Source organism: Arthrobacter terricola, assembly GCF_004354015.1.
Taxonomy (GTDB): Bacteria; Actinomycetota; Actinomycetes; order Actinomycetales; family Micrococcaceae; genus Arthrobacter; species Arthrobacter terricola.
This window is the reverse complement of record NZ_SMRU01000078.1, coordinates 1-3,255: the sequence shown is the minus strand read 5'-3', so window position 1 is coordinate 3,255 and position 3,255 is coordinate 1. Positions and strand designations below refer to the sequence as shown.

The 3,255-nt window shown below is 63.2% G+C and carries 2 protein-coding genes; both read left to right on the top strand.

Features of this window, described 5'->3' with window-relative positions:
* On the top strand, window positions 1-1,743 hold a 1,743-nt coding region (locus tag E1809_RS26190; protein ID WP_133207137.1), incomplete at its 5' end, for a primary-amine oxidase.
* Window positions 1,740-3,255 (top strand): APC family permease (locus E1809_RS26185; protein ID WP_133207136.1); only part of this gene is annotated, 1,516 nt, incomplete at its 3' end. The genes E1809_RS26190 and E1809_RS26185, both read left to right, overlap by 4 nt.

Sequence of the window (3,255 nt, the reverse complement as noted above, 5' to 3'; positions counted from 1 at the left end):
CGCGACACGAATCTTGCCTATGAGGCGATCGTGGATGTGCCCTCGTCCACGATCACGCGGTGGGTGGAGTTGCCGGCCGGGACGCAGCCGCCGATCATGGCTGATGAGTTTGCCGAGTGCGAGGCCGCGGTGGTCGCGTCGCCGCTGGTGCAGGAGGCGTTGGCCAAGCGTGGCATCACGGACATGTCCCTGGTGTGTGCCGAGCCGTGGTCGATCGGGTACTGGGGTGAGGACCAGGGCGGCAAGCGGATCATGCGTGCGTTGATGTTCACGCGTTTGGAGCCGAACGATAACCCGTATGCGCACCCGATGGAGGACTTCACGGTCCTGGTTGATTTGAACAAGCAGGAAGTCATCGGTGTTGAGGATGATGGTTTCTTGCATGTGCCGATGGAGAAGAACAACTACCACCCGGATTTCGTGGGCCCGGCCCGCACGGACATCAAGCCGATCGAGATCAGCTTCCCGGAGGGGCGGAACTTCACGGTGAACGGGAACCATGTGGAGTGGTTGAACTGGTCCTTTGATTTGGGGTTCACCCCGCGTGAGGGTCTGGTGCTGCACCAGATCGGGTTCCGTGACAAGGGTGAGCTGCGTCCGATCCTGCACCGTGCGTCGTTGACGGAGATGGTGGTGCCGTATGGTCCGCCGAGCCGTTCGCAGCAGCAGAAGAACGCGTTCGATGCCGGGGAGTACAACTTCGGGTACATGACCAACTCGCTGGAGCTCGGTTGTGACTGCCTGGGTGATATCGAGTACTTCGACGCGAACCTGGTCGATTCGTTCGGCAAGCCGTACACGATCACGAACGCGATCTGCCTGCACGAGGAAGACGACGGACTGGAGTGGAAGCACTGGGACTTCCGGACCAACGACGCCCAGACCCGGCGCGGGCGCAAGCTCGTGGTTTCGTTCGTGGTCACGGTGGCGAACTACGAGTACGCGTTCTACTGGACCCTGCATCTGGACGGCACGATCCAGTTTGAGATCAAGGCCACCGGCATCCTGTCCACCGGCGGCATCGCCCCGGGTGAGACGACCAAGTACGGGCAGTTGCTGAACACCGACGGGCTGTACGCGCCGATCCACGAGCACATCTTCAACGCCCGCCTGGACTGGGCGCTGGACGGGGACAAGAACTCGGTCTTCGAGGTCGAGACCGTCGCCGAGGACACCGATGACCCGATGGTCAGCCCGTTCTACGCCCAGCGGACCCTGCTGGAGACCGAGAAGGCCGCGGCCCGTGAAGCGGACCCGCTGGCCCACCGCTGGTGGATGGTGGCCAGTGAATCGCGCACGAACAAGGTCGGGGAGAACACCGCGTACCGGATCATGCCCACCGACCCGGTGCTGATGAAGAAGAAGCCGAACAACTGGGTCACCAAGCGCGCCCCGTTCTCCACGAAGACGATCTGGGTGTCCAAGTACGAAGAGGGCGAGCGTTACCCGGCCGGGGAATACCCGAACCAGAGCGCGCTGCTGAGCAACGACGGGCTCCCGGCCTACATCGAGGCCGACGAATCGATCGTGAACGAGGACGTGGTGATGTGGCACTCCTTCGGCCTGAACCACGTGGTCCGCATCGAGGACTGGCCCGTGATGCCCAAGCAGATGACCGGGTTCTTCATCGAGCCCTACGGCTTCTTCGACGAGAACCCCACCCTGGATTTGCCCTCGGAAAAAACCGCTGAAGGCCACTGCCTGAGCAACCACACCGAACACCAGCACGGGGAACAGGCATGAGCACCACCAGCCGCACCCCCGACAGCACCGGGACCCGGTCGGCCAAGCCCGGGGCCAAGGCCGGGGCGCTGAAAGCGAACACCCTGGGCCTGTGGGACGTGGTGTTCATGGCCGTCGCAACCTCGGCCCCGATCACGGTCATGAGCGGCAACGTGCCGATCTCGGTCGGGTTCGGCGTCGGCACCGGGACCCCGGCGACCTACATCTGGGCCACCGTGATCCTGTCCGTCTTCGCGATCGCCTATGTCACGATGGCCCGGTACGTGACCTCCACGGCCGCGTTCTACGGGTTCATTTCCCGCGGCCTGGGGCGCGTGTTCGGGCTCGGGACCGGGTACATGGTCACCTTCAGCTACATCGTGTTCGAAGCCAGCATCATCGGGATCTTCTCCTACTTCGGCCAGCTCGCGTTCAAGGACCAGCTCGGCCTGGACATCAACTGGGTGGTGTTCGCCCTGTTCGGGCTGGTCACGATCGGGGCGCTGAGCTACTTCGAGATCAGCATGGCCGCGAAAATCCTGACCCTGCTGCTGTTCACCGAAATCGCGATCCTGGCCATCATGGCCTTCGGCGTGCTCTTCCACGGCGGCGGCCCGGACGGGCTGATGCCCGAAACCCTGAACCCGGTCAACGTCTTCCTGCCCAACGGCCTGCAGGTCGCCGCGCCCGGCCTGGCGATGTTCATCGCGTTCTGGTCCTGGACCGGATTCGAATCCACCGTCATGTACGGGGAGGAATCCAAAAACCCGCGCAAGATCATCCCGATCGCCACGATGATCGCGGTCACCGGCGTGGGCGTGTTCTACACCTTCGTCTCCTGGATGTCCGTCGCCGGCAACGGCGCCAAGACCGCGATCGCCCTGGCCCAAAGCGCGAACCCGCTGGACATGTTCTTCCACCCCACGAACGTGTTCGTCGGCCACGGCTGGGTCCTGGTCATGGAATGGCTCATGATGACCGGTTCCTTCGCCTGCGCCATGGCCTTCCACAACGCCGCAGCCCGCTACATGTACTCCCTCGGCAGGGAAGGAGTCCTGCCCGGCGTCCTGGGCAGGACCCACAAGAAACACGGCTCCCCGCACATCGCCTCGTTCGTCCAGACCGGCATCGCGATCCTGTGGATCCTGGGATTCTTCTTCCTCAACCAAGACCCCTACGCGGACCTGTTCACCATCCTGGCCGTCCTCGGGACCTTCTCCCTGCTGATCGTGCAGACCATCACCATGGCCGCCGTCTACAACTACTTCCGACACCACCACCCCGAAGAAAACGTCTGGCGCACCAAAGTCGCACCGATCCTCGGCGGAATCGGAATGGTCTGTGTCGTCATCATGATGATCACCAACCTGGACACCGCCGCCGGGCCCGCGGCCTCGACCCTGCTGTTCAAACTCATCCCCTACATCACCGCCGGGCTCTTCCTCGCCGGCGTAGCCCAGGCCCTCTACCTACGCAAAACCAACCCACTCAAATACGAAACCATCGGCCACGTCGCCATGGGAGAAGACGGAC